The organism is Amycolatopsis oliviviridis (genome assembly GCF_014654365.1).
Lineage (GTDB): Bacteria > Actinomycetota > Actinomycetes > Mycobacteriales > Pseudonocardiaceae > Amycolatopsis > Amycolatopsis oliviviridis.
This window is the reverse complement of record NZ_BNAY01000006.1, coordinates 228,795-252,165: the sequence shown is the minus strand read 5'-3', so window position 1 is coordinate 252,165 and position 23,371 is coordinate 228,795. Positions and strand designations below refer to the sequence as shown.

24 protein-coding genes are annotated in these 23,371 nt (G+C 67.7%); 14 read left to right on the top strand and 10 right to left on the bottom strand.

Annotated features, from left to right (window positions below; genetic code table 11):
• Positions 1–9: 9 nt before the first annotated feature.
• Positions 10–315 carry an SH3 domain-containing protein gene (locus IE302_RS26410; RefSeq protein WP_191257165.1) on the top strand — a complete coding sequence of 102 codons (306 nt, stop codon included), beginning with the start codon at positions 10–12 and terminating at the stop codon, positions 313–315.
• A gap of 150 nt (positions 316–465) precedes the next feature.
• Here IE302_RS26410 and IE302_RS26405 read toward each other — a convergent pair whose 3' ends face one another.
• Positions 466–1,209, bottom strand: a complete 744-nt coding sequence (locus IE302_RS26405) for an MBL fold metallo-hydrolase (protein WP_191257164.1) — start codon at positions 1,207–1,209, stop codon at positions 466–468.
• 56 nt (positions 1,210–1,265) lie between these two features.
• Between IE302_RS26405 and IE302_RS26400 the strand changes: the two genes are divergently transcribed.
• Both IE302_RS26400 and IE302_RS26395 read left to right on the top strand, forming a co-directional pair.
• Positions 1,266–2,072 carry an exodeoxyribonuclease III gene (locus IE302_RS26400; RefSeq protein ID WP_191257163.1) on the top strand — a complete coding sequence of 269 codons (807 nt, stop codon included), beginning with the start codon at positions 1,266–1,268 and terminating at the stop codon, positions 2,070–2,072.
• Between the two features lie 24 nt (positions 2,073–2,096).
• Complete coding sequence (locus IE302_RS26395; protein WP_191257162.1) at positions 2,097–2,990, top strand: hypothetical protein; 894 nt, start codon at positions 2,097–2,099, stop codon at positions 2,988–2,990.
• Here IE302_RS26395 and IE302_RS26390 read toward each other — a convergent pair.
• Positions 2,984–3,484 (bottom strand): cupin domain-containing protein, encoded by a 501-nt coding sequence (locus IE302_RS26390; RefSeq protein ID WP_191257161.1) that lies wholly within the window; start codon positions 3,482–3,484, stop codon positions 2,984–2,986. The genes IE302_RS26395 and IE302_RS26390 overlap by 7 nt on opposite strands.
• Positions 3,485–3,549: 65 nt before the next feature.
• On the opposite strand from IE302_RS26390, the gene IE302_RS26385 reads away from it, so the two are divergent.
• Entirely contained in the window at positions 3,550–4,047 is a 498-nt protein-coding gene (locus tag IE302_RS26385) for a MarR family winged helix-turn-helix transcriptional regulator (protein WP_191257160.1), read from the top strand.
• A 57-nt stretch (positions 4,048–4,104) separates the two neighbouring features.
• Here IE302_RS26385 and IE302_RS26380 read toward each other — a convergent pair whose 3' ends face one another.
• Positions 4,105–4,992 carry a glycoside hydrolase family 19 protein gene (locus IE302_RS26380; protein WP_191257159.1) on the bottom strand — a complete coding sequence of 296 codons (888 nt, stop codon included), beginning with the start codon at positions 4,990–4,992 and terminating at the stop codon, positions 4,105–4,107.
• A 401-nt stretch (positions 4,993–5,393) separates the two neighbouring features.
• Between IE302_RS26380 and IE302_RS26375 the strand changes: the two genes are divergently transcribed.
• On the top strand, positions 5,394–5,726 hold the full coding sequence (locus IE302_RS26375; RefSeq protein WP_191257394.1) for a hypothetical protein: 333 nt from the start codon (positions 5,394–5,396) through the stop codon (positions 5,724–5,726).
• A 595-nt stretch (positions 5,727–6,321) separates the two neighbouring features.
• On the opposite strand, the gene IE302_RS26370 is transcribed toward IE302_RS26375, so the two are convergent.
• Entirely contained in the window at positions 6,322–7,068 is a 747-nt protein-coding gene (locus IE302_RS26370; RefSeq protein WP_191257158.1) for a S1 family peptidase, read from the bottom strand.
• A 163-nt stretch (positions 7,069–7,231) separates the two neighbouring features.
• Here IE302_RS26370 and trpS point away from each other — a divergent pair, with 163 nt between their 5' ends.
• Together trpS and IE302_RS26360 are read left to right on the top strand one after the other, a co-directional pair.
• Positions 7,232–8,251 carry a tryptophan--tRNA ligase gene (gene trpS / locus IE302_RS26365; protein WP_191257157.1) on the top strand — a complete coding sequence of 340 codons (1,020 nt, stop codon included), beginning with the start codon at positions 7,232–7,234 and terminating at the stop codon, positions 8,249–8,251.
• 35 nt (positions 8,252–8,286) lie between these two features.
• Positions 8,287–9,315 carry a YhjD/YihY/BrkB family envelope integrity protein gene (locus tag IE302_RS26360; RefSeq protein WP_373308024.1) on the top strand — a complete coding sequence of 343 codons (1,029 nt, stop codon included), beginning with the start codon at positions 8,287–8,289 and terminating at the stop codon, positions 9,313–9,315.
• 4 nt (positions 9,316–9,319) lie between these two features.
• Here the strand turns inward: IE302_RS26360 and IE302_RS26355 are convergent, their stop codons facing one another.
• A complete protein-coding gene (locus tag IE302_RS26355) occupies positions 9,320–10,558 on the bottom strand; it encodes a D-alanyl-D-alanine carboxypeptidase family protein (RefSeq protein WP_191257155.1) in 1,239 nt (412 codons plus the stop codon).
• Between the two features lie 43 nt (positions 10,559–10,601).
• Between IE302_RS26355 and IE302_RS26350 the strand changes: the two genes are divergently transcribed.
• Positions 10,602–10,850, top strand: coding sequence for an SCO4848 family membrane protein (locus IE302_RS26350; RefSeq protein ID WP_191257154.1), 249 nt, complete (start codon positions 10,602–10,604; stop codon positions 10,848–10,850).
• A gap of 85 nt (positions 10,851–10,935) precedes the next feature.
• Positions 10,936–12,348 carry a S8 family peptidase gene (locus tag IE302_RS26345; RefSeq protein ID WP_191257153.1) on the top strand — a complete coding sequence of 471 codons (1,413 nt, stop codon included), beginning with the start codon at positions 10,936–10,938 and terminating at the stop codon, positions 12,346–12,348.
• 73 nt (positions 12,349–12,421) lie between these two features.
• Here IE302_RS26345 and IE302_RS26340 read toward each other — a convergent pair whose 3' ends face one another.
• The 5 genes from IE302_RS26340 to sdhC form a co-directional block, all read right to left on the bottom strand.
• The gene (locus IE302_RS26340; RefSeq protein WP_191257152.1) at positions 12,422–13,387 is read right to left on the bottom strand and encodes a hypothetical protein; all 966 of its coding nucleotides are present in this window, start codon (positions 13,385–13,387) and stop codon (positions 12,422–12,424) included.
• Positions 13,388–13,543: 156 nt separating this feature from the next.
• Positions 13,544–14,314, bottom strand: coding sequence for a succinate dehydrogenase iron-sulfur subunit (locus tag IE302_RS26335; RefSeq protein ID WP_076163134.1), 771 nt, complete (start codon positions 14,312–14,314; stop codon positions 13,544–13,546).
• Positions 14,314–16,068 (bottom strand): succinate dehydrogenase flavoprotein subunit, encoded by a 1,755-nt coding sequence (sdhA, locus tag IE302_RS26330; protein ID WP_191257151.1) that lies wholly within the window; start codon positions 16,066–16,068, stop codon positions 14,314–14,316. Before sdhA ends, IE302_RS26335 begins: the two co-directional genes overlap by 1 nt.
• 28 nt (positions 16,069–16,096) lie before the next feature.
• Positions 16,097–16,510, bottom strand: a complete 414-nt coding sequence (locus tag IE302_RS26325; RefSeq protein WP_005165555.1) for a succinate dehydrogenase hydrophobic membrane anchor subunit — start codon at positions 16,508–16,510, stop codon at positions 16,097–16,099.
• A 2-nt stretch (positions 16,511–16,512) separates the two neighbouring features.
• The gene (sdhC, locus tag IE302_RS26320) at positions 16,513–16,956 is read right to left on the bottom strand and encodes a succinate dehydrogenase, cytochrome b556 subunit (RefSeq protein WP_191257150.1); all 444 of its coding nucleotides are present in this window, start codon (positions 16,954–16,956) and stop codon (positions 16,513–16,515) included.
• A gap of 706 nt (positions 16,957–17,662) precedes the next feature.
• On the opposite strand from sdhC, the gene IE302_RS26315 reads away from it, so the two are divergent.
• From IE302_RS26315 to IE302_RS26295, 5 genes are all read left to right on the top strand, one after another.
• Entirely contained in the window at positions 17,663–17,920 is a 258-nt protein-coding gene (locus tag IE302_RS26315) for a hypothetical protein (protein WP_191257149.1), read from the top strand.
• Between the two features lie 296 nt (positions 17,921–18,216).
• Positions 18,217–19,356, top strand: coding sequence for a BMP family lipoprotein (locus IE302_RS26310; RefSeq protein WP_191257148.1), 1,140 nt, complete (start codon positions 18,217–18,219; stop codon positions 19,354–19,356).
• A gap of 77 nt (positions 19,357–19,433) precedes the next feature.
• On the top strand, positions 19,434–21,014 hold the full coding sequence (locus IE302_RS26305; protein WP_191257147.1) for an ABC transporter ATP-binding protein: 1,581 nt from the start codon (positions 19,434–19,436) through the stop codon (positions 21,012–21,014).
• A complete protein-coding gene (locus IE302_RS26300; RefSeq protein WP_191257146.1) occupies positions 21,011–22,099 on the top strand; it encodes an ABC transporter permease in 1,089 nt (362 codons plus the stop codon). Before IE302_RS26305 ends, IE302_RS26300 begins: the two co-directional genes overlap by 4 nt.
• A 41-nt stretch (positions 22,100–22,140) precedes the next feature.
• Positions 22,141–23,370 (top strand): ABC transporter permease, encoded by a 1,230-nt coding sequence (locus tag IE302_RS26295; RefSeq protein WP_373308025.1) that lies wholly within the window; start codon positions 22,141–22,143, stop codon positions 23,368–23,370.
• The last annotated feature ends 1 nt before the right edge of the window (position 23,371 follow it).

The following is a 23,371-nucleotide window of genomic DNA, read 5'->3' as shown; positions in this document are numbered from 1 at the left end:
GTGACCATCATGGCCATCTCGAAACCGGTCTTGTTCATCGGCGGCGGACTGGCGCTGATCGTCGTCGTCGCCATCTCCGGACAGGACAGGGAGTCGAGCGCATCGAGCCCGACCGGTTGCCAGGTCGTGGTGACGGCCGACGTGCTCAACGCGCGCGACACCCCCGGTGGACAGAAGATCGTCGGCAAGTACGTCAAGGACGCGAAGATCGACGCGCAGCCCGTGGTCGAGAACGGCTTCCGCAAGATCGCCGAGGGCAAGTGGGTCTCCGCCCAGTTCGCGCCCCCGGTCGAAGGCTCCAAGTGTGGCCCCTGACCTGCGGCTTCGCGATTAGGGGGCGAAACGCAAGTGGCCCCTGACCTGCGGGATCGCGATTAGGGGGCGAAACGCAAGTGGGCGTCTCGGACCTGCGGGATCGCGGTTAGCCCGCGAAACGCAAGTGGGCCCTGACCTGCGGGATCGCGATCAGGGGGCTAAACGCAAGTGGGTGCCTTCCTCGGCCGCCAGTACCTCGCCCCTGAACTCCCTCCGCGCTTCGGAGACCGAGACCGCGCGGTCGGAACCGGGCCAGAAGTGGGTCAGCAGCAGCCGCCGGGCACCCCCGCGCTCGGCCCAGTACCCGGCCTCGCCCGCCGTCGAAACGAGCCGCGGCGCCTCGTCGGGTGACGGGCCCTGCAGCGTGGCGTCGGCGATGAGCAGATCGGCGTCGCGCGCCAGCTCGGCCAGCACCGGGCTGGGCCCGCTGTCACCGGTGTACGCGACGGTGAGCCCGGGCGCGCTCAGCCGGACCCCGTGGTTCGGCACGTGGTGCGGCAGCAGGAACGTCGTCATCCGGAACGGCCCGACGTCTCGCGGCGGGCCGAGGTCGGACACGTCGAAGATCGTCGTCGGATGCGGTCGCGGCTCCATCGCTTCGAGTCGCCGCACCGTGCCAGGCGTGCAGTGCAGCGGGATCCTCGGCTCGTCCGGCAGCCCGTAGGCGCGGGCACGGCCGAGCGCGCTCACGTCGGCGCAGTGATCGGGATGTTCATGCGTCACCACCACCGCGTCGACCCGGCCACCGGGGGCGTGTTCGAACAGCCGTGACGCGGCCCCGTAGCCGAGGTCGAGCACCACCTTGAAACCCTCGTGGACCAGGAGGAACCCGGCGCAGGCCCGACCCGGTTCCGGCCAGGCGCCGCAGCTGCCCAGCACGGTCAGCTCGCTCATGCGCGCAGTCTCGCAGAGCGAACTCCCTGACGGTTCTGTCGGACCCCCCGGGTAGCGTGCGGAGGGTGCTGACCGTCTCCACTGTGAATGTCAACGGCCTCCGTGCCGCCGCGAAAAAGGGCTTCGTCGAGTGGCTGGGCTCCACGAAGGCCGATGTCGTCGCCTGCCAGGAGGTCCGGGCCGAGCTCAAGGAGCTGCCGGCCGGTGCCGCCGCGCCCGAAGGCTGGCACGTGGTGCACGCGCCGTCCGCGCAGAAGGGGCGCAACGGCGTCATGCTCTTCAGCCGCGCCGAGCCGGACGAGGTCCGCATCGGTTTCGGCGAACCCGAATTCGAGGACAGCGGCCGCTACGCCGAGATCCACCTGCCGAACGTCGTGGTCGCGAGCCTGTACTTGCCCAGCGGTGACGTCGGCACCCCGCGCCAGGACGAGAAGGAGCGCTTCATGGCGGCGTTCCTGCCGTACCTCGTCGACCTGCGCGCCAAGGCCGAGGCCGGTGGTCGCGAGGTCGTCGTGGTGGGTGACTGGAACATCGCCTACGAGAAGACCGACCTGAAGAACTGGCGAGGGAACCAGAAGAGCTCGGGCTTCCTGCCGGAGGAGCGGGAGTGGCTCGGCCGCGTGTTCAGCGAGGCCGGTTACGTCGACGTGCAACGCAAACTCGACCCGGAAGGCCCCGGCCCGTACACCTGGTGGTCGTACCGCGGGAAGGCGTTCGACAACGACTCGGGCTGGCGCATCGACTGCCAGATCGCCACCCCCGGCCTGGCCGAGCGGTGCACGTCGGTCGTGGTCGAGCGCGCCGAGTCCTACGACCAGCGCTGGTCGGACCACGCGCCGGTGACGGCGACTTACTCCGGCTGACCCGCCGGGAGATCTGGGGCAGCGATGGAAACGAACGAAGCCAGGCGGATCGAGGCGACGAACGCCGAGCGCTACGCGATGTCCGGCCAGTACGGGTGGGAGTTCAGCCCGGACGCGCCGAACCTCCTGGAGCGCTGGACGGTGCTGCCGTTCAACCAGCGCGGCGACAAACGGATGGCGTTCGGCGCGCTGAGCGGCACGTACAACGGGCTCCAGTTCAGCGTGTTCGACTACCACCGCCGCCCGACGGTCACGAGTGTGCACACGCGGTGGACCAACAAGAAGGTCAACGAACTCGACACGATCTCGATCGACACGGTCTGGGTGATCACCTTGCCCGCGCCGATGCCGAACTTCCAGATCGTGTCGAGCATCGAAACCGCCTGGGACGTCGATCAGTACCCCGAGCCCGCCACGGCGGACCGGAAGTTCAATCGCTGGTACAAGCTGATCGACACCGACCCGAACGTCGCGATCGGAGTGCTGACGCCACAGGTCGCCGCCACGATGCGGTCGTCGAAGCTGCACAACTGGTCGCTGGTGGGCGCGGAACTGGTCTACGTCGAGAATCCGACGTTCGGGCGGACCAAGCCGGACGCCGTCCTCCTGACGCTGGGACACCTAGGGCTCCTGGTGTCGCAGCTGCCGTTCCACCTCGGTGGCGGGCAGCCCGCGGCGCCGGCGCCGCAGCAGCCCCAGTACCCGCAGCAGCCGCATCCGCCACAGAATCCCGGGTATCAGCAGCAGTATCCGCCTCCGCCGCAGTACGGCCAGCCGCCGTATCCGCCGCAGCAACCGGGATATCCGCAACCTCACTATCCACAACCCCAGTATCCGCAGCCCGGCTATCCGCCGCAGGGTTATCCGCAGCCGGGGCCGTACGGTCCGCCGCCGGGATATCCGCCGCGCGGTTACTGACGGGACTTCGCGCTCTCCGTCCACACTGGACTTTCGACGAAGTGATTGTCGAACTTTTCCTGGCTGTCCAAGAGGTCTTGGACGGTCGCCTTGCCGTGGCCGACCTTTTCCAGCAGCCGGAAGTAGTCGAACCGTTCCACGCCGGGGATGAACACGATCAGCACGTCCGCCGCCGAGTCCACGGCCGCGCGGAAAGCGTGCGTGGTCAGTGGCGGGACGACGAGCATGTCGCCCTCGGAGACGGTGACGATCTCTTCTCCCACAAGCACTTCCAGCTTCCCGTCGAGCATGAAGAACATCTCGGAGGAGCCGGTGTGGTAGTGCGGTGCCGCTCCGTCGGCACCTACGCCTAGTTGTGTTCTCGCGCTGCTCATGACCCCGCCTGTCGTCGAGACGTCGGCGAGCAGGGTGACGAGGGTGGGGGCCGCGCCGACGGTCTCGGCTTCGGTGGCGCGGACGAGGACGGGTTCGCGGGTTTCGACGTTCTGTGTCATGTCCTGATAGTTCCACCGCTGATAGTTCGCTGTCAAACTATCTCCCGTCGAATAGACTGCGGGACGTGAGTGAAGAGCGGAACGTCGACGCGATCGACGCGGTGGTCGGAGCCTGGCGACGGGAACGGCCGGAACTGGACTTGACCGCGATCGGGGTCGCCGGGCGACTCGGTCGCGTGACGATGCTGACCACGCCGATGGTGGAGGCCGTGTTCGCGAAGCACGGCTTGAAGCAAGGTGAGTTCGACGTGCTCGCGGCGCTCAGGCGATCCGGGAAGCCGTACACGCTGATCCCGTCCGAGCTGTCCGCGACGCTGATGATGTCGAGGGCCGGGATGACCAGCCGGATCGACCGGCTCGAGTCGGCGGGCCTGGTCGAGCGGGCACTCGACCCCGAGGACCGGCGCAGCTTCCGGGTCACGCTGACCGAGCGCGGGTTCGAAGTCGTCGACGCCGCGATGACCGAACACACGGCGAACGTCGCGAAGCTGCTCTCGCCGCTGGGTGGCGATCTCGAAGTCCTGGACGGCGCGCTGCGCAGGCTTCTGAGCTCACTCGAATGACGAAGGGGCCCTTCACCGCGTCATCCGCGGTGAAGGGCCCCTCGTTCCCTGGATGGATCAGCAGGACAGGTTGCCGCCGGGGTCGACGCCGAGGATCCCGGTGAACTGCTGGTACTTGCTCACCCGGCTCTGCACCTGGCCGGGGTTTCCGCCGTTGCACTCGAGGCTGCCGTTGATGCTGCGGATGGTCTCGCCGAAGCCGCGGCTGTTGACCATCGCGTCGTGCGGGGTCATCGTGCCCGGGCCGTTCTGGGTCATCCAGTACCAGATGCCGGTCTTCCAGGCGACCGCCGCGTCGTTCTGCACCAGCCACGGGTTGGTCAGCAGCGGCAGGCCCAGCGCGTCGCCGGCGGCCTTGTAGTTGAAGTTCCAGCTCAGCTGGATCGGGCCGCGGCCGTAGTACGCGGCGTTGCCCGCCGGGCAGCCGTAGGACTGGCTCGTGTCGCAGTAATGCGGGTAGTTGGCTTCGTTCTGCTCGACCACGTGGACCAGGCCGCCGGTCTCGTGGCTGACGTTCGCCAGGAAGGCGGCCGCTTCCTGCTTCTTCACGGTGTCGCTGCCTGTGCCCGCGAAGGCCGGGTACGCGCTGAGGGCGGTGACCAGGCCGTTGTAGGTGTAGAAGGCGTTCCGGCTCGGGAACATCTGGTTGAACTGCGCTTCGCTGACCACGAAGCCGGACGGGTTCGGCGGGTTGGTCGTGCCGCCGCCGCAGGCGCCCTGGTCGGCCCAAACCTGCGCCGTACCTGGGGTTTCGTTCTGCGTCCACCACTTCGCGGACCAGTTGCGTCCGTTATGCGAGGCGGTGTTGCCGCCCCAGTAGACCGAGCTCGCGTTCCACGGTGCCACGCAGTCTGCGGCGGAGGCAGACTGGGCCGGGACGACCACGGCGACCGTGGTGGCGGCGAAGGTGGCGGCGACCGCCGCGAGAATACGTCGAAGAGACATCGGTGGCTCCTTCGTACGAGGGGACCATGCAGGGAGATATTGGTCTATACCTTTTAAGGGGTATGGCCAACAGGTATAGACCATTGCGCACAAGAAACCAACCGTGGAAAGTCGGATCGTGCCTGTTCGGCCCTGTGGTGACATCCGAACGGCCTAATGCTGTCCGCTTTTGTCAGAAACCCATTTCGTGCGCGACAACTCTGAGAAGAGGGGTGCTCGAAAGATCCCCCCTGTGAGGGGCTAGTCTCGTGCCCCGAGTTGATCAGAACCCACAGGTCTTGACACGCTCGGTAGTTTTTTGACCAGCAACCTGGAAATGCTCACTCGTTCGGGTTAGCGTTCCGGTTCGGCAAAGTCACGTCACGGGAGGCACTCCGGTGCGGAACCCAGTTCATCTCCTGATGCGCTCGGCCCTGCCCGCGGTCAGGGCCGCGTCGGTCGTCGCGATCCCGGTCGCGCTGCTCGTCGCGGGCGCTGTCCCGGCGTCGGCCGCGGAGTCGACATCACGCTCGGAGATGGCGTTCGGTCTTCTGGGCCCGGTCGGCCTGATCGCCGTCGCGCTCGGCATCGTCGGCATGGCCTTCGGTGTGTTCCGTCAGCGCCGGAAGGCCCGCGCGGCCGCGGCGCCCGCTCCTGCTCCCGCCGCCCCGGCCCAGTCGGCCGCACCGCACGTCGCCGCGATGGCCGAGGCCGTCCTCACCGACGACGCCCTCGCTCGCCAGCGGCGCCCCTGACCTGCACCTCCCCGCACCAGATCGCGTTTAGGGGGCGAAACGCAGGTCGGTGCCGGAGCACGATTAGCCCGCGAAAGTCGCTTTGCCCCCGGGCGCGGCCGGATCGCGATTAGCCCGCGAAACGCAGGTCGGCGCCAGCCGGCCGGATCGCGATTAGGGGGCTAAACGCAGGTCGGTGCCAGGGGCGCGCGGATCGCGTTCAGCCCGCTAAAGGCGAAGCTGCGGATTTCTTGGGTAGGGACACCTAGTCCGGCCCGGATTGTTTAGGTACGCGGCGATCGCCACGCTCGGGTGCATGACGGTGACGCAACGTCGCAACCGGCCCGGTGATCCTTTCCCCCGGGCCCTGGACCAGGCGATCGCGGACAGCGGCCTCGGACTCGACCGCATCCGCCACCGGCTCGCCCAGCAGGGCGTCCGGGTCAGTGTCGCGACCTTGAGCTACTGGCGGACAGGAAGGAGCCGCCCCGAGCGGTGCGACTCCCTGAAGGCGGTCGCGCTGCTGGAGCGGCTCTTCGAACTTCCGCACGGTTCCTTGCTGAACCGGCTGGGACCGCGCCGCCCCAGGGGGCGGTGGGGCGACGCGGGGACCGGGTCAGACTCCGGAGTTGGTGCGGATCCAGTTGCGGAAGTAGGGGACGTCCACGTAGATCGACGGCCCGGTCGCGCAGGTGCTGCTGTTGTTCCCGGCGCGGCTGGTGGCGCCGACGAGCTGCCAGACACCGTTGACCTGCTTCACCTGCGGGCCGCCCGAGTCGCCGTAGCAGGCGCCCTTGTTCCCGCCGGGGTTGTTGGTGCAGATCTCGCTCGCGCCGCTGATCCCGAGGCAGCGGTTGTCGGCGACGATCGAGGTGTCCAGCTGCTGCAGGGTGATCGGGGCCCCGCAGGCGCCCTGCGGGGCGCAGGTCTGGCCCCAGCCGATGATCCGCGTCGCGGTGCCGACGGCCCCGGACGAGTCGGCGATCGTGACCGGCGTCTGCGAAACCGACGTCGAGAGACGCAGCAGCGCCAGGTCGGCGCTCGGGTGGGCGATCCGCTGGGCCACGCGGGCCACGGTGCCGCCGCTGGTGCGGTTCGTGGTGCCGACGCGCACCTGGGACGGCGTGCCGCAGTGCTTCGCGGTGACCACCCAGGTCGCGCTGATCAGTGAGCCACCACACTGGTGCCCGCCGGAGCTCGACTGCTGGGACACCATGAACGAGTAGACCTGGGTCGCGTTGCCGCCGCCGACGATGTTCGGCTGGACGCCGCCGGTGGGCTCGGCAGCCGTGGCGACGCCGGGAAGGGTGAACACGGCCGCAGCCGCGATGGCCAAGCCCATCAGCAGGGATCGTGCCTTCATCTGGGTTCTCCTTCGGTGTGGCCGGAAGATCCGGTGCCATGAACGCTAGGAATCGGACAACGCGCCCAGAACCGTCGGAAGTATGTGGCGTTTAACCGTTTAGACCGTTCGGCGGGAGCGACCTCCGATGACCCGCCGCGACGCGGCCTGACAGAATCCGGGCGTGTCCGACGAACTGAAGCGCCCGCGGGTGCTCTCCGGGATCCAGCCGACCGCCGACTCGTTCCACCTGGGCAACTACCTGGGTGCGCTGCGGCAATGGGTGCGGCTGCAGGACACCCACGAGACCTTTTACATGGTCGTCGACCTGCACGCGATCACCGTCGAGCAGGACCCGAAGGTGCTGCGTGAGCGCACGCGCCGCTCGGCCGCGCAGTTGCTCGCGCTCGGCGTCGACCCGGCCCGCAGCGCGCTGTTCGTCCAGAGCCAGGTGCCCGAGCACGCCCAGCTGAGCTGGGTGCTGGAGTGCCAGACCGGCTTCGGCGAAGCGAGCCGGATGACGCAATTCAAGGACAAGGCCGCGAAGCAGGGCACCGATCGCGCCAGTGTCGGCCTGTTCACCTACCCGGTCCTGCAGGCCGCGGACATCCTGCTGTACCAGGCGAACGAGGTCCCCGTCGGCGAGGACCAGCGGCAGCACCTGGAGCTGACGCGCAACCTCGCGCAGCGGTTCAACAACCGCTACGGCAAGACGTTCACCGTGCCGGAGCCGCATATCGTCAAGGACACGGCGAAGATCTACGACCTGCAGGACCCGACCGCGAAGATGAGCAAGTCTTCGTCGACCGGCAACGGCCTCATCGAACTGCTCGAAGACCCGAAGAAGTCGGCGAAGAAGGTCCGGTCGGCGGTCACCGACACCGGCCGCGAGATCGTCTTCGACACCGAGAACAAGCCGGGCGTCTCGAACCTGCTGACGATCCTGTCCGCGCTGACCGACCAGCCGGTCGCCGAACTCGTCACCGCCTACGAGGGCAAGGGCTACGGCGACCTGAAGAAGGGCGTCGCCGAGGCGTTCGTCGAGTGGGCCACGCCGGTGCAGGAACGCGTCCAGTCCTACATGGACGACGTCGCCGAGCTCGACAAGGCGCTGGCCCTCGGTGCGCAACGGGCGCGGGAAGTCGCTTCGGTGACGTTGCGGAACGTCTACGAGAACATCGGGTTCCTTCCCCCGGCAGGCTGATTCACGCTGCGATGTCGTCGCCGCGTGGTTAGCGTTTGACGGTGGCGAAAGATGACGGCGCGAAGCCGGAAGAGGACAAGCTGTTACCGCGGCTGAGGCGGAAGTACGGCTGGCTCGATCACCTCATCCGGGCCAACGACGCCTTCACCGAGCGCTACGGCAACCACTACGCCGCCGCCATCACCTACTTCAGCGTGCTTTCGGTGATCCCGATCCTGATGGTCGCCTTCGCGGTCATCGGGATCGTGCTCCGCGGTGACACCGCGGTGACGAACCAGCTCGTCGACGGGATCAAGAAGTCGGTGCCGGACGGGCTGAGCGATCTGGTGGGCAGCATCATCAAGGCCGCGCTGGAGTCCGGCGGCGGCATCGGCGTGTTCGGTCTGCTGCTCGCGCTGTACTCCGGCGTCGGCTGGATGACGAATCTGCGTGACGCGCTGACCGCCCAGTGGGGCCAGGAAAAACAGCAGTTGCCGCTGGTTTCGACGACCATCAAGGATTTGCTGTCGCTCGTCGGTCTCGGTCTCGCGCTGGTGGTGTCGTTCGGCCTCACCGCGGCGGGCAGCGGCGTCGGACGCTTCCTGCTCGAACTGGTCGGCCTGGAGGAGCAGAGCTGGGCGAAGTTCCTGCTGAAGGTCGCGACGATCCTGCTCGGCCTGCTCGCCAACACCCTGGTCTTCCTGTGGGTCATCGCGAGGCTGCCTCGTGAGCACGTCGCGCTGCGCAGCGCGGTCAAGGGCGCGATCTTCGCCGCCGTCGGCTTCATCGTGCTCCAGCAGGCCGCGACCGTTTACCTCGGCAGCGTCACGAAATCACCGGCGTTCACGTTGTTCGGCCCGGTGATCGGCCTGCTCGTGTTCGCGAATCTCGTTTCGCGGTTCCTGTTGTTCGTCACCGCGTGGACGGCGACCGCGAAAGAGAACATGAAGACGGTCATCGAGCCGCCGGCCCCGGTGCTGATCCACCCGAGGGTGACCGTTCAGCAGGGGCCGGGGCTCGGTGCCGTCGGCGGGGCTTTCGCGACCGGAGCGCTACTGGGCTGGTTCGGCCGCCGCAAGTCCTGATCTCCTACTCGCCCGTCATGGCCTTCTTGCGCTGGTGGCCGATGACGAACGACGCCACGATGATCAGGAAGACGACCAGCGTGATGATCCAGCCGGTCACCCCGAACGGGTCTTCCGCCGCCGCGGCGGCTCCGCTGTTCGACGTGCCGTCGGCGTTCTGCGCGGCCGGCGCCTGACCCGCGTCCACGGCTTCGGCCGCCTTGTATTCGATGCGCCCCACCGATTCGGCCTTGGCCGCACGCAGCGCGATGCCGTAATCGAGAAGCTTCGCGGCCTGTTCGGTGACCCGCGTCGGGCGCTGTTCGGCACGAAGCATCACGACCCCGACCCGGTGACCGTTCTGGAGCGCACTACCGGCGTAAGTGTGCCGCGCGTCGTCGGTGAAGCCGGTCTTGCCGCCGGTGAACCCGGGGTAGTTCCCGAGGAGCTTGTTGTCGTTGTAGATCGTGATGACCGGTTTTCCCGCGGTGGGCGGGATTTCGAAGCTCTTGGTCTTGACCACCTGCGCGAATTCCGGATTCTTCATCGCGTAGTGGAAGATCAGGCTCATGTCGTAGGCCGAGGTCGACATGCCGGGACCGTCGAGTCCGGACGGCGTCGCGGCCCGGGTGTCCGTGGCGCCGATGCGGGTGGCCAGCTCGTTCATCTTCGCGACGGTGGCGTCGACGCCGCCGAGCACGGTGGACAGCGCGTGCGCCGCGTCGTTCCCGGAATGCATCAGCAGCCCGTGCAGCAGTTGGTCCACTGTGTACTGACCGCCCGCGGCGATGCCGACGCAGGTGCACTCCTGCTCGGCGTCCTCCTTGGTCGGGGTGATGACCTTCTCCGGCTTGAGGTCGGTGACCACGACCAGCCCCAGCAGGACCTTGATCAGCGACGCGGGCCGCTGCCGGGCGTGCGGATCCTTCGCGGCGATGATGTCGCCGTTTTCGAGGTCTTGCAGCACCCAGGACGCGGAGGTGTTGCCGTCCGGCGGGTTCAGCGCGCGGGCAGGCAGCACGAGCCCGCATTCGGCCATCCGGTCGCCGCCCACCGGGACCGGCGGGACGGGCAACGGTGCGGGCACGGCCTCGCCGGGGCGCGGCTTCTCGGAAGTGTCGATCGGTGCGGGAGGCGTCGTCTTGTTCGCGCACGGCTGCGCCTGGGCAGGTGGCTTCGGGGCGGCTGTGGCCACCGGCGTCACCGCGAGGGCGAGCACACCGGAAACGAGGACCAGGAGCGACCGGGAGATAGCGCTGTGCACCCGAGCAATGTAGCGTCGCCGGGCTCGCTGCATACTCAGGGGCATGCGCATTTCGCGAGGTACTTCGATGTTCCTGCTGGGTTTCGGCGTGTGGTCGTGGATCATCTGGATCACGTTCGCCAAGAATCTCTGGGACAGCGACCGCGCCTGGGCGGCCGACGGCTCGCCCACCGCCTACTTCATCGTGCACGCGGTGCTGACGGTCGTCTCGTTCGTGCTCGGCACCATCATCGGCCTGATCGGTCTGCGCACGCTTCGTGGCGCCAAGTCACGGGATGCGGGAAAAGGCTGACGCCTGATCAGGTTTGTCGTCCTTTTGACGGTGGTGGGCGGGCTTCGGCTCGCTTACGTTCACTCCACCGAATCATGGAGGTGGAATGTCCCGGATCAGACGCCTGCTCGTCCCCGCGCTCGTCGTGGCGGCGGCGGGAAGTGTGTTCGTGGCCCCGTCGGCCGGCGCCGCGCCCGCGCCGCAGTGCGACACCGCGAGCGCGCCGTTCAACTACGTGGTGCTCTACAACCCGCGTACCCCGGAGCGCAAGGTCGACACCGAGCTGCGCGCCAAGTGCGGCGAGAAGGTCGCGTACTACCCGGAGATCGGGGTCGCGGTGGCGACCTCGCGCAACGCCGACTTCCAGGAGAAGATCGGCGTCTTCCGCGCCTACTCGGGCGGCCGTGACGTGGCGTTCCCGCCGGCGGCTTCGTCCCGCTCGACCCGCTCCGCCGTGGTCGACACCAAGGAGAGCGAAGAGACCACCAGCGTCGCGGTCGACGAGGACCTCTCGGCCCAGCAGTGGGACATGCGGGCGATCCAGGCTCCCGAGGCGAACAAGGTCTCCGGTGGCAGCCGCTCGGTGACCGTCGGCGTGCTGGACTCGGGCATCGAGCCCACCCACCCCGCGCTGAAGGCGGCCCTGGACCCGAAGACGTCCGCCGGTTGCAACACCGGCGCGCCCGACACCACGCCCGCCGCCTGGGCGCCCACGAACTCCGACCACGGCACGCACGTCGCCGGCACCATCGCGGGCAAGGACGCCGCACGCGGCTTCACCGGTATCGCGCCCGGCGTCAAGCTGGCGTCGGTGAAGGTCGTGAACGACGACGGCCTGATCCTCCCCGAAGCCGCGGTGTGCGGGTTCATGTGGGCGGCGAAGCACCGCTTCCCGGTCACGAACAACAGCTACTACATCGACCCGGGCATGTTCTACTGCTCGAAGGAGCCGGGCGACGCGGCCGCGTACGAGGCCGTCCGCCGCGCGGTGGCCTACTCGACCGGCCGTGGCGTGCTGAACATCGCCGCCGCCGGCAACAGCGGCTTCGACCCGGACGAGCAGACCGTCGACCCGAACCGCCCGCACCCCGTCGACTCGAGCTGCGGCATCCTGCCCAAGGCCATCGACGGCGTCGTGACCGTTTCGGCCATCGGCTACGCGGGCTCGAAGTCGTCGTACAGCAACTACGGCAACGACGTTTCGGTCACCGCTCCCGGCGGCGACCGCGCCCAGCTGCCGCCCGCCGGCCAGGGTGCCGGTTGCCCGCTGTCGACCATCTTCAACGGCGCGTACGGCACCAAGTGCGGCACCTCGATGGCGTCCCCGCACGCCGCCGGTGTCGCCGCGCTGCTGGCGTCCCGCTACCGCCACGCTCCGCCGCAGCTGCTGACCTGGCTGCTGGAGCACCAGGCCGACGCGATCGCATGCGGCACCGCCGCGCCGGTCTGTGAGGGCCCGGCGAAGGACAACTCCTACTACGGGCACGGCCGCGTGAACGCCCTGGACGCCGTGAAGTAGGTCCTTAAGTAAGGCAAGTACATGATGGCCCCCTTCCTTGCGCCTAGCGCAAGGAAGGGGGCCATCATGTACTTCAGGCGGCAGACGTGAGGTGAATGTCGGGTCGGGGCCTGGACGCGGCCATGCGGTGTGCGGCGGTGAGATCGGCGAGGACGCCATCCGGGTCGTCTCGCAGCCGGGACGGCAGGGTCTGCACGACGACGAGGCCCGCCGCGGCATATCGCGTGTTGCGATCGACGGTTCGCGCGTAGTCCGCCTTCCGGAAATGGAACTCGAACGAGTCGATTTCCCAGACGAGACCGACGTCCACCCACAAAGCATCAGGACGCCCGATGTAGCGCCCTTGGCGGTCGTAGATCGCCGCGTTCCAATGACTCGGCGGGGCGGGTAGCCGCTGCCCGAGCATTTTGGCCCGTGACTCCGCCATGGAACGGAGGTCCACCCAGCCCGTCAGAAGCCGCCTTGGCACAGCGGTTCCCCTCAGCGAGCCGTGATCGAGTTCGTGAAGCAAGGATTTGGGATGGCACCCGCCGTTCTGGACCGATTCGATCAAGATCGCTTCGACCTGCTCGGCATCCCCCAGCCGACGTACCGCGTCCGTGGTGGCCCGGATCAGCGGTGCCAAGGGAACTCCGTCGCGGACGACCGGCGAAGGCAATCGAATCGTCCGTTCCATTGTCACGAAGCCGGTGCTGCGAATCTTCCGGTCGTGCGGGATCAGCAGGTGCAGTCCGGTATCCGGCGGCATCGAGGCCCTCCGGAGGCCGTGTCGCAGACAGGCTTCCGTCCCGGTGAGAACCGCGTCCGCTCCACCGTGCAGAAGCCCTGCCGTCACGAGTTGCCCGGCAGTGGGTTCGTTGTTGTGCAGCAGGATTATGCCGGGTAGCAGCCGCTGCCAAGGCCCGCCCGGCAGGCAACGGGTGTAGATCGTCCTGCTGCTCATCTCCAGGCTTTCCAGGTCGGAAGCCCGGACGACGCCGTTGCGGCTTCGCTCCAGCAGCAGTTCGGGATGCTGAGCCCATCTCCCCCTCTTGGTCATGCAGCCAGAATGAGCGCGGGATCGGCCGGGTCACCAGTGCTGATTTCCGGACCTGTGGATAACCACCCCGTTGTGGATAACTCAGTCCTAGTACATGATGGCCCCCTTCCTTGCGCTAGGCGCAAGGAAGGGGGCCATCATGTACTAGTAAGAGGGTTAGACGCGCTTGAAGAGCAGGGCGCGCTTGACCTCTTGGATTGCTTTGGTGACCTGGATGCCGCGCGGGCAGGCGTCGGTGCAGTTGAAGGTCGTCCGGCAGCGCCAGACACCCTCGGAGTCGTTCAGGATGTCGAGCCGCTCTTCGGCGCCTTCGTCACGCGAGTCGAAGATGAACCGGTGCGCGTTGACGATCGCCGCCGGGCCGAAGTACGAGCCGTCGTTCCAGTACACCGGGCACGAGGACGTGCAGCAGGCGCACAGGATGCACTTGGTCGTGTCGTCGAACCGGTCGCGGTCGGCCTGCGACTGGATCCGCTCGCGCGTGGGCTCGTTCCCGTAGGCGATCAGGTACGGCTTCACCGCACGGTACGCCTCGAAGAACGGGTCCATGTCGACGTAAAGGTCCTTGAGCGTGGTCAGGCCCTTGATCGGCGCGATGGTGATCGTGGTCTTCTTGCCGCCGGTCTCCAGCAGGTCCTTCATCAGGACCTTGCACGCCAGCCGGTTGATGCCGTTGATCTGCATCGCGTCGGACCCGCAGACGCCGTGCGCGCACGAGCGGCGGAACGAGAACGTCCCGTCGATGTAGTCCTTCACGTAGAAGAGCAGGTTCAGCAGCCGGTCGGTGCGCTGCGCCGGGACGTCGTAGGACTCCCAGTGCGGCTCGGTGTCGACCTCGGGGTTGAACCGGAGGATCTTCAGCGTGACGGTGATCGGCGTGTGGTCGGAGGACACGGCCTCCGACTTCTCGGGGGTGGCCGTGGTCATCAGTACTTCCGCTCCATCGGTTCGTAGCGGGTGAAGGTCACCGGCTTGTAGTCGAGCCGGACGTCCGCCGACAGGCCGTCGCCCTGCTTGTAGGCCATGGTGTGCCGCATGAAGTTCGTGTCGTCGCGGTTCGGGTAGTCCTCGCGCGCGTGCCCGCCGCGGGACTCCTTGCGCGCCAGGGCGCCGACGACCAGGACCTCGGCGAGTTCGAGCAGGAAGCCCAGCTCGACGGCTTCGAGGACGTCGGTGTTGTACCGCTTCCCCTTGTCCGACACGGTGATCCGCTCGTACCGCTCCTTCAGCGCCTGCACGTCGGTCAGCGCCTGCTTCAGCGTGTCCTCCGTGCGGTACACCGAAGCGTGCGAGTCCATCGTCTTCTGCAGTTCGGTGCGGATGTCGGCGACGCGCTCGTCACCGTGCTCCGAAAGCAGCAGCGCCAGCTGGTCTTCGACGACCTTGGTCGGGTTCTCCGGCAGCTCGATGTGCTCGTGCGCCAGCGCGTACTCCGCCGCGGCGATGCCGGCGCGACGGCCGAAGACGTTGATGTCCAGCAGCGAGTTGGTGCCGAGCCGGTTCGAGCCGTGCACGGACACGCACGCCACCTCGCCCGCGGCGTACAGGCCGGGGATGACGTTTTCGTTGTCCCGCAACGCTTCGCCGTGGATGTTGGTCGGGATTCCGCCCATCACGTAGTGGCAGGTCGGGAACACCGGCACCGGCTCCGTCACCGGGTCGACGCCCAGGTACGTGCGGGAGAACTCCATGATGTCCGGGAGCTTCGCGTTCAGCGTCTCTTCCGGGATGTGCGTGACGTCGAGGACGACGTAGTCCTTGTTCGGCCCGCAACCGCGGCCCTGCAGCACTTCCTGCACCATCGACCGGGCGACGATGTCGCGCGGCGCGAGGTCCTTGATGGTGGGGGCGTAGCGCTCCATGAACCGCTCGCCGTCGGCGTTGCGGAGGATGCCGCCTTCACCGCGCACGGCCTCGGAGATGAGGATGCCGAGCCCGGCCAGACCTGTCGGGTGGAACTGGAAGAACTCCATGTCCTCCAGCGGCAGGCCCTTGCGGAAGATGATGCCGAGGCCGTCACCGGTGAGGGTGTGCGCGTTCGACGTCGTCTTGAAGATCTTGCCCGCGCCGCCGGTGGCGAACACGATCGACTTCGCCTGGAAGACGTGCAGCTCACCGGTCGCCAGCTCGTAGGCGACGACGCCGGAAGCGGCCGGGTTGCCGTTCTCGTCCGGGGTCAGGACCAGGTCGAGCACGTAGAACTCGTTGAAGAACTCGGTGCCGTGCTTGACGCAGTTTTGATACAGCGTCTGCAGGATCATGTGCCCGGTGCGGTCCGCGGCGTAGCAGGCGCGGCGCACCGCGGCCTTGCCGTGGTCACGGGTGTGCCCGCCGAAGCGGCGCTGGTCGATCTTGCCTTCGGGCGTCCGGTTGAACGGCAGGCCCATCTTCTCCAGGTCGAGGACCGCGTCGATGGCCTCCTTCGCCATGATCTCGGCGGCGTCCTGGTCGACCAGGTAGTCGCCGCCCTTGATCGTGTCGAAGGTGTGCCACTCCCAGTTGTCCTCTTCGACGTTTGCCAGCGCGGCGCACATGCCGCCCTGGGCGGCGCCGGTGTGCGAACGCGTCGGGTAGAGCTTGGTGAGGACCGCGGTGCGGGCACGCTGGCCGGACTCGATGGCCGCGCGCATGCCGGCGCCACCGGCGCCGACGATCACCACGTCGTACTTGTGGAACTGCATAGGGACTCCGCTTAACGTGTGGTGGGCGTCAGTTGGCCGAGATACCGGGATCGAAGGTGAAGATCACCATCGTGCCGACGGCGAGGATCAGCACCATCGAGACGTACAGCACGATCTTCAGCCAGAACCGGGTGCTGTCCTTGCGGGCGTAGTCGTCGATGATCGTGCGCAGCCCGTTGCCGCCGTGGATCTCGGCGAGCCACAGCATCGACAGGTCCCAGAACTGCCAGAACGGCGAGGCCCAGCGGCCGGCGACGAAGCCCCAGTTGATGCGGTGCACGCCGCCGTCGAGGATGTTCATGATGAACAGGTGGCCGAGCACCAGCACGATCAGGGCGAGGCCCGAGATGCGCATGAACAGCCAGCTGTAGAGCTCGAAGTTGCTGCGGCGGGCGGCGGCGCGCTTCGGGGCGCGCGGGCGCTCGAGAGCGAGTTCGGCCATGGTCAGTTACCCCCGAACATAACTTCGACGGTGCGCTTCATCATGAAGAAGGCACCGGGAATCATCACCACGACCCAGATGGCCAGGATGGTCCAGAGCATCGGCTTCTGGAACTTGGGTCCCTTCTCCCAGAAGTCGACCAGCATGACCCGGATGCCGTTGAGCGCGTGGAACAGCACCGCGCCGACGAGGCCGACCTCGAGGAGGTTGACCAGCGGGGTCTTGTAGGTCTCGATGACCTCGTTGTACGTGTCGGGCGACACGCGCACGAGCGCGGTGTCGAGCACGTGCACGAAAAGGAAGAAGAATGTCAGCACGCCGGTGATGCGGTGCAGCACCCAGGACCACATACCGGGGTCGCCCCGGTAGAACGTCCCTTGCCGGCGTGAGGCACCCGCCCGATCGCTCGCGGCCGCCTCGGTGGCGGTGCTAGCCGTGGTGGACATCGGTGAACGGCCTCCAACGTCATGGCTTGGGCCCGCTGACCGCTGGTTTCCGCGCCTGCCGCCGGGACGCCCACCTGGGGACGGCTCCGGCGACGGTGCCGAGATCATGGTCATCGAGCGTGGATAAAGGGATGCTAGACCCGCACCTCACGGTGGGCTCACCTCCGGGTTCGTGTGTGTGATCGACCAGACATCACGCCCCGTGGCGGGTGACTGCGGCGGGTCCGCTCCGGTTTGCCGCTTACGCGCCGATCCAGGCCCCTGACCGCGACGAACATCGGATCTCTGTCAGTGGCGCGCGCCACGGTCCGGGCTGCGATCGGCCAATGAGGTTGGCCTACCGGGAATGCGCTGACCTCTCATATTTCATATCTTGCGTTCGGTCGGATAGACATCTGATCACTCGACCGAGTGCACGATGGAGTGACGGACGTCGCCCTATCCGTGTTCACCCGTCCTTTGTGGACGGCGTGCGCGGGCTCCCTTCCGCCGTCACCCCGAGACCGCGGTCGCCCCGGAGAAGGGAAAACCGTGATGGAGAACATGGACCGCCGGAAGACGCTCGTCCTGGGCGCCACGCCGTTCGCATCCCGGCGCCAGGCGCATCCATTCCGAGGGTGATCACTGGGCGCTTCGACATGCACACCCGCGATGTCGACACGTCGACAGATCGGCGGCGCAACGAGTCGAAGGGGAGCGCTCCACAGTGGACGCTCACGCCGCGGCAGAAGGGCGGGAAAGGCGTGCTGGCGGCGGTCGCGTCGACATCCTCCCGTCGGGTGAACCGGTCGAGGTGACGGTCCTGGCGGCCGACGAGGCCCGCGTCCCGGTGTTCACCCCGGAGGTCTCGCCGACGGCGCCGACCGGGTGGAAGGTCGAGCGGGTGGCCCTGCCTCGACCCGGGCGCTACCTGCGGCTCGTGCTCACCGACGGTGGCGACGGCGTCCAGTACGACCGGGGGTGACCGGGCCTCTCCGCGGCTCACCTGCGCGTAGGTCCTGATCAGGGCGTGAGGGCCTTCCCTCCTTGCTCGAACGGGGGGAAGGCCTACTAGCGGCTACTCCGTCGTGATCACCGTAAGTGCTCCATTCGTCGCAGTTACGACTCATGAGTAAACGTTTGTGTTACGTAGCGTGCCTTTCCTATGGCAGCAAAGCGGCCGTTAGGTACCGTCTCCCGGTCGAACCCGGCAGCGTCGCCGGGTCGCTTTCTTCGGACCATCCGCTGGATCAGCGGGGAGGGAGACACACGTTGCGTCGCATGCGTGGAACCGCGCTGGCCGCCGCCGCCATGGCCGGTGCACTGGTACTTGCCGGGTGCGCGAAGGATTCGGGTGCGGGGAACAACAACAACGCGAGCTCTGGGGACCAGTCCGCCGGCTGCGTGACGGCGCCCAAGCCGCCCGCCGCTGCAGCCGCCTCCACCAGCTCCGCGCAGGCCGGTGAGAAGGTCGACGGCAGCAAGCTCAAGGTCGCGCTGGCCTTCGACGTCGGCGGCCGCGGCGACGCGTCGTTCAACGACTCCGCCGCCGCCGGTACCGACAAGGCCAAGAGCGAGCTCGGCGTCACCGCGGTCACCGAAAGCACCGCCGCCGCGACCGAGGACGAGGCCGCCAAGTCGCAGCGTCTCGACCAGCTCGCGTCGCAGGGCTTCAGCCCGGTCATCGCGGTCGGGTTCGCCTACGCCAAGGCCGTCGGCGCCATCGCGCCGAAGTACCCGAACACCCAGTTCGCGATCGTCGACGACGACTCGGTCAAGGCGCCGAACGTCACCCCGCTGGTCTTCGCCGAGGAGCAGGGCTCGTTCCTGGCCGGTGTCGCCGCCGCCTACAAGTCGAAGAAGTGCCACGTCGGCTTCGTCGGTGGCGTGAACACGCCGCTGATCCAGAAGTTCGAGGCCGGCTTCCTGCAGGGTGTGAAGGCCGCTTCGTCCAAGGCCGTCATCGAGGACGAGTACCTCACCCCGGCCGGTGACTTCTCCGGGTTCCAGGACCCGGCGAAGGGCAACGTGAAGGCCGCCGCGCAGATCGCCAAGGGCGCGGACGTCGTCTACCACGCCGCCGGCGCCTCCGGTAAGGGCGTGTTCGAGGCCGCGAAGTCGAACAACGCGCTCGCCATCGGCGTCGACTCCGACCAGTACAACCAGAAGACGGTCGAGGCGTCGAAGGACGTCATCATCACCTCGATGCTCAAGCGCGTCGACGTGGCGGTGTTCGACTACCTGCGCGCGCTGGCCAAGGGTGACCTGACGTCGCTGCCGAAGCGCTTCGACCTCAAGGTCGACGGCGTCGGCTACGCCACCTCCGGTGGCAAGATCGACGACATCAAGGACGTCCTCGACGGCTACAAGGCGCAGATCGTCTCCGGGGCGATCACCGTCTCCGACAAGCCGCAGAAGTAAGCTTCACCAGGTACGGGGCTCGGGAGGGTAACCCTTCCGAGCCCCAACCTGTTTACCCAGAACTGGATGGCTTTTTCATGAGCGCTCCCCAGGCCGAGGTCACCGACGCCCCCGACCGGGGTGAACCGGCCGTGCAGCTGACCGGGATCACGAAGCGATTCCCCGGTGTCGTGGCCAACTCCGACGTCAACCTCACCGTCACCAAGGGCGAGGTGCACGCCGTCTGCGGCGAGAACGGCGCGGGCAAATCGACCCTGATGAAGATCCTCTACGGCATGCAGCAGCCGGACGAGGGCGACATCGCGATCAACGGCGAACCGGTGAAACTGCGCAACCCGCAGGACGCCATCAAGGCCGGAATCGGGATGGTCCACCAGCACTTCATGCTGGCCGACAACCTGACCGTCGGGGAGAACGTCTTCCTCGGCGCGGAGAACCTGCACGGCATCGGTCGCGCCGCCAGGGCGAAACTGGCGGAACTCGCCGGCCGGGTCGGCCTGCACGCCCGCCCGGACGCGCTGCTGGAAGAGCTCGGCGTCGCCGACCGCCAGCGCGTGGAAATCGTCAAGGTGCTCTACCGCGGCGCGCGGATCATCATCCTCGACGAGCCCACCGCGGTGCTCGTGCCGCAGGAGGTCGACGCGCTGTTCGAGACCGTCCGCGCCATGCAGAAGGACGGCTTCACCTTCCTCTTCATCTCGCACAAGCTCGACGAGGTGCGCGCGATCGCCGACACGGTCACCGTGATCCGCCGTGGCACCACGGTCGGCTCGGCCGATCCGAAGACGATCACCTCGCGCCAGCTGGCCGAGATGATGGTCGGCTCGGAGCTGCCCAGCCCGGAGACCCGCGAGTCCACCGTGACCGACCGGGACGTTCTCCGCCTGGACGACGTCTGCCTGAAGGTCGAGGGTTCCGAGCGGAACGTGCTCGACCACATCTCCTTCACCGTGCACGCGGGCGAGGTGCTCGGGATCGCCGGGGTCGAGGGCAACGGCCAGACCGAACTCGTCGAGACGATCATGGGCATGCGCAAGGGCGGCGGCCGGATCGAGCTGACCGAGGCCGACGGCGAGGTCGTCGAACTGCACAAACTGGGGACGCTCGCCCGCCGCGAGGCCGGGATCGGGTACATCGCCGAAGACCGCACGCGGCACAGCCTCCTGCTCACGCAACCCTTGTGGGTCAACCGGATCCTCGGGTACCAGACGCGCAAGCCGGTCGCGAAAGGACAGTTGCTCGACATCGACGGCGCGCGGGAGGACACCCGCCGCATCGTCGAGGAGTACGACGTCCGCACGCCGGGCATCGACGTCCCCGCCGCCGCCCTTTCGGGTGGTAACCAGCAGAAGCTGATCGTCGGGCGCGAGCTCTCCGGCGACCCGGTCCTGCTGATCGCCTCGCATCCGACCCGTGGTGTCGACGTCGGCGCGCAGGCGCTGATCTGGGAGCAGATCCGCCAGGCGCGCGCGGCCGGGCTGGCCGTCCTGCTGGTTTCGGCGGACCTCGACGAGCTGATCGGGCTGTCGGACACCATCCAGGTCATGCTCCGCGGACGGCTGGTCGGCGAGGCCGACCCCGCGACCGTGACCCCGCAGCAACTGGGCTCCGCGATGACGGGTGCTTCCGAAGACTCCGAAGAAGAAGGTGCATCGTGAGTTCCTGGCGTACGAGGCTGCTGCCGCCTCTGCTCGCGATCGTTTTCGCGGTCATCCTGACCGCCATCGCGCTGATCATTTCGGGCGCGGACCCGCTTCAGGCCTACGGCACGATGGTCGGGCAGCTCTTCAAGGGCTCGACCGCCGTCGACACGGTGAACCTCGCGACGGTCTACTACCTGTCCGGGCTCGCGGTGGCCATCGGCTTCCAGATGAACCTCTTCAACATCGGTGTCGAGGGCCAGTACCGGTTCGCCGCCATCGTCACCGCGATCATCGGCGGGGCGCTGAAGCTGCCGCCGGTGATCCACGTGCTCGCGATCCTGGTCGTCGCGGTCTTGAGCGGCATGCTCTACGCGGCGATCCCCGCGGTGCTGAAGGTGACCCGAGGCGTTTCCGAGGTCATCTCGACGATCATGCTGAACGCGATCGTCGGCGGCATCGTGGCGTTCCTGGTCAACGCCGACCAGTTCGGCGTGCAGACCGGTAACAACATCGCCACCCGCGAGATCGCCGAAACCGGCCGGATCCCCGGGATCCCGATCGGTTCGGGCGAGCTGTTCGGCTTCGTGATCATCGCGGCGCTGATCGGCGCGGCCTACTGGTTCATGCTCAACCGGACCCGGTTCGGGTTCGAGCTGAAGGCGTCCGGCGAATCGACGACGGCGGCCGCGGCCGGCGGGGTCAACGCCAAGAAGATGACGCTGATCGCGATGCTGCTTTCCGGCGGTGTCGCCGGTCTGATCGCGATGCCGGAACTGCTCGGCCGCGACTTCACCTACGGCATCACCTCGACCCAGATGTACGGCTTCACCGGCATCGCGGTCGCTCTGCTCGGCCGCAACCACCCGGCCGGGATCGCGCTGGGCGCCCTGCTGTGGGCGTTCCTCGACCGGTCCGCGGTGTCGCTGGAGCAGATCAACGTGTCCAAAGAGATCGCCACGATCATGCAGGGCGTGATCGTGCTGTCGGTCGTCATCGCGTACGAGATCGTGCGCCGCGCCGACCTGGCCGCCGAACAGCGACGCGTGGGTCGCGCGCTGGCGGGCAAGGGTTCCAGCGTGTCCGAGGGAGGTGCGGTGTGACCACCGCGGACGTTCTTTCGCCCAACACGGGCGGGACCACCATGCCGGTGAAGCCGCCGAAGCGCCGCATTCCCGGCTGGGCCAAGGGCGCCATCTGGGGCCTGCTGGCGGTCGGTGTGCTCGCGATCGCGTCGTACGCCACCGGCGTCAACACGCTGACCTCGACCAACACCGCGCACACCGCGCTGCGGCTGGCGCTGCCGATCCTGCTGTGCGCGCTCGGCGGGCTCTGGGCCGAACGCTCGGGCGTGATCAACATCGGCCTCGAAGGCATGATGATCCTCGGCACCTGGGGTGCCGCGTGGGGCGCGTACCACGGCGGGGTCTGGGCCGGGCTGATCTCGGCGGTCGTGTTCGGCGCGCTCGGCGGTCTGCTGCACGCCGTCGCGACGGTGACCTTCAACGTCAACCACATCGTTTCCGGTGTGGCGATCAACCTGCTGGGCCTCGGTGTCGCGAAGTACCTGGCGAACCTGGTGTTCACCCCGCTTTCGGGGAACCCGCGCCAGTCGCCGCCGGTCCCGAAGTTCGACACCTACTCGGCGACGTTCCTCTCGGACTGGTTGTCGGATCTGGAGAAGATGCAGCGCGTCTTCATCTCCGACCTCGCCGGGATCCTCAACGGCCTGGTCACCGAGGTCGCGCCGCTGACGATGATCGCGATCGCCCTGGTCCCGATCAGCTACCTCGTGCTGTGGCGCACGCGGTTCGGCCTGCGGCTGCGGTCCTGCGGTGAGAACCCGGTCGCGGCCGAGTCCCTCGGCGTGAACGTCTACCTGCACAAGTACGTCGCCATGATCATCTCCGGCGGGCTCGCCGGGATGGGTGGCGCGTCGCTCGTGCTGCTCGCCGGCGGCGCGGACTACCTGGAGAACCAGACCAACAACCGCGGGTACATCGGGCTCGCGGCGATGATCTTCGGCAACTGGCGGCCGGGTGGCCTGCTCGGCGGCGCGGCGCTGTTCGGGTACGCCGATGGTCTCCAGCTCGCCGGTGGCGGCACCGCGGTGCTCGCGCTGCTGTACGGCGCGGTGATCCTGCTGGCCGTGATCGTGGCCGTGCAGCTGTTCCGCCGTCAGTGGATCGCCGCCGCGCTCGGCGTCGTCGGCGCGGGCGCGCTGTACGCGATCTACTGGACCAACGACGACCTGCCCAGCGACCTCATCCCGTACACGGCGCACTTCGTGACGCTGATCGTGCTGGCGGTGGCTTCGCAGCGGCTGCGGCCGCCCAAGGCCGATGGCGCGCTGTACCGGCGAGGTGAGGACTGAC

Excerpts from the sequence above, each read along its gene's own strand:
- IE302_RS26410 (WP_191257165.1), top strand. The coding sequence starts at position 10 with ATGGCCATCTCGAAACCGGTCTTGTTCATCGGCGGCGGACTGGCGCTG.
- IE302_RS26405 (WP_191257164.1), bottom strand. The coding sequence starts at position 1,209 with ATGAGCGAGCTGACCGTGCTGGGCAGCTGCGGCGCCTGGCCGGAACCG.
- IE302_RS26395 (WP_191257162.1), top strand. The coding sequence starts at position 2,097 with ATGGAAACGAACGAAGCCAGGCGGATCGAGGCGACGAACGCCGAGCGC.
- IE302_RS26390 (WP_191257161.1), bottom strand. The coding sequence starts at position 3,484 with ATGACACAGAACGTCGAAACCCGCGAACCCGTCCTCGTCCGCGCCACC.
- IE302_RS26380 (WP_191257159.1), bottom strand. The coding sequence starts at position 4,992 with ATGTCTCTTCGACGTATTCTCGCGGCGGTCGCCGCCACCTTCGCCGCC.
- IE302_RS26375 (WP_191257394.1), top strand. The coding sequence starts at position 5,394 with ATGCGCTCGGCCCTGCCCGCGGTCAGGGCCGCGTCGGTCGTCGCGATC.
- IE302_RS26370 (WP_191257158.1), bottom strand. The coding sequence starts at position 7,068 with ATGAAGGCACGATCCCTGCTGATGGGCTTGGCCATCGCGGCTGCGGCC.
- IE302_RS26350 (WP_191257154.1), top strand. The coding sequence starts at position 10,602 with ATGCGCATTTCGCGAGGTACTTCGATGTTCCTGCTGGGTTTCGGCGTG.
- IE302_RS26345 (WP_191257153.1), top strand. The coding sequence starts at position 10,936 with ATGTCCCGGATCAGACGCCTGCTCGTCCCCGCGCTCGTCGTGGCGGCG.
- IE302_RS26340 (WP_191257152.1), bottom strand. The coding sequence starts at position 13,387 with ATGACCAAGAGGGGGAGATGGGCTCAGCATCCCGAACTGCTGCTGGAG.
- IE302_RS26335 (WP_076163134.1), bottom strand. The coding sequence starts at position 14,314 with ATGACCACGGCCACCCCCGAGAAGTCGGAGGCCGTGTCCTCCGACCAC.
- sdhA (WP_191257151.1), bottom strand. The coding sequence starts at position 16,068 with ATGCAGTTCCACAAGTACGACGTGGTGATCGTCGGCGCCGGTGGCGCC.
- IE302_RS26325 (WP_005165555.1), bottom strand. The coding sequence starts at position 16,510 with ATGGCCGAACTCGCTCTCGAGCGCCCGCGCGCCCCGAAGCGCGCCGCC.
- sdhC (WP_191257150.1), bottom strand. The coding sequence starts at position 16,956 with ATGTCCACCACGGCTAGCACCGCCACCGAGGCGGCCGCGAGCGATCGG.
- IE302_RS26310 (WP_191257148.1), top strand. The coding sequence starts at position 18,217 with ATGCGTGGAACCGCGCTGGCCGCCGCCGCCATGGCCGGTGCACTGGTA.
- IE302_RS26305 (WP_191257147.1), top strand. The coding sequence starts at position 19,434 with ATGAGCGCTCCCCAGGCCGAGGTCACCGACGCCCCCGACCGGGGTGAA.
- IE302_RS26295 (WP_373308025.1), top strand. The coding sequence starts at position 22,141 with ATGCCGGTGAAGCCGCCGAAGCGCCGCATTCCCGGCTGGGCCAAGGGC.